The 1,481-nt window shown below is 33.6% G+C and carries 2 protein-coding genes; both read right to left on the bottom strand.

Annotation, left to right across the window (positions count from 1 at the left end; translation table 11 throughout):
• On the bottom strand, positions 1 to 937 hold a 937-nt coding region (locus tag ACXAGJ_RS24610; RefSeq protein WP_474843835.1), incomplete at its 3' end, for a hypothetical protein.
• Positions 938 to 1,047: 110 nt separating this feature from the next.
• Positions 1,048 to 1,481, bottom strand: a 434-nt coding sequence (locus ACXAGJ_RS24605; RefSeq protein ID WP_474843833.1) for a T9SS type A sorting domain-containing protein, incomplete at its 5' end; no start/stop codon positions are given.

The raw sequence follows: 1,481 nt of genomic DNA, 5'->3' as shown, positions 1-1,481 counted from the left end.
TAAAATCACTTTTTTCCAATGTTTTTGAGGCATATCCGTCAAAATTAGCGCCTACCTGACGGAATACCTGTAGGTTCATTTTTTCACTCTTAGTATCATCGAGTTCTCTATCAAAAGTGACCGTAAAACTACCATTGTTATTATCCGAAGTGTTGATACTATTACTACAATCCGGTTGAATATCAACTATAGGACCATCTAATTCGGGAGAACATGGAATAAATCGATAGGTTAATACATCAGAAAAATTATTAGGATTAGTAGAAGAAGCATCAGGAACAAACCTAGCTTTAATTCGGAATGAATTATTACCTACACCAGGAATATCTGAAGTGTTGATTGTTATATTGTTTGGATGATCTCCATAAGGTAGTATTTCACCAGTATTGGTGCCATTGTATTCATATTCTAATGCATACTTCAATGTAGATCCACATCCATAAATGATAAGATTTTTATCTTCACAGGCTTTAAGTTCATTATTAGAAGCGTTATAATTGTTTAGACTTGCAAGAGATTGGATTTCAAATACTCTAAAGTACCTTGATCTAACATTGCCACAAATATCATTACCGGGAAGACCGGTCCTGCAAGAATTTAGAAACGGATCGGAGGAGGTGGTTCTACCATCGCAGAAGCCAGCTGCTCCTACAAAAGCAGAATAAGAAGTATTAATGGTTGCAATAGGATTATTAAAACTGACAATTTGATCTACAACCCTATTAACAGAAACATCTCCATTGATTACTGATGCGCTAAATATTTGTCGTCCTTCTGTAGATGATCTTAAAGTTATACTAAAACTAGAAGCTTCATCTGCTCCTGAACCTGCATTAAGTTCAGATAAAGTGATATCATATTCAACTTTGTATCTGTTCTGTGCATAAAAAGTTGATGATAATACTAGCAAAAAAAGAAAAAGTATTACTTCTTTCATGGTCAGTTTAGTGGTGTTTTTTATTTGAATGTCAGTTTTTTAAATGTTTTTTAAAAGGTGAGTTGTTTAAACAAAAGATAGGCAAATATTTTTACAAAACACTATAAGGATTACCTCATAATCATTTTCCTAATTTTTTTACCATAGGGAGTTTCTAATACGATTGCATATACACCAGAAGCTATTTGCAAGCTAAAAGGTATTAGATAGGAGTCATTACCCTGCTGTTTTTGTTGGTCAATAATGGTATTGTTGGCCAAGCTAAATATGGTAATACTAATAGGATTTGTTTCTTTAAGGTCTACTTTTACTTCAAAATTTCCATCCGAAGGGTTAGGGAAAATAGTAAAATCTTTTATGTTTTCGAGTTGCTGATTTTCATTGGGTTTGTCAGGGTTTTGTTCCAGTCCTTCACTTTCCAGGACTAATATGTTCTGTATATAGCTATCTGTACACGTTCCAAATGTAGCGATCATTTCCAGAGGATATTCTCCTGGAGTATCAAAGGCAATTTCAATGAGTTCCTGGTTTTGTGATATGATTT

Source organism: Aquimarina sp. AWH4_224, assembly GCF_056160245.1.
The sequence above is the reverse complement of the archived record's forward strand: the minus strand, read 5'-3'. Positions and strand labels throughout refer to the sequence as shown.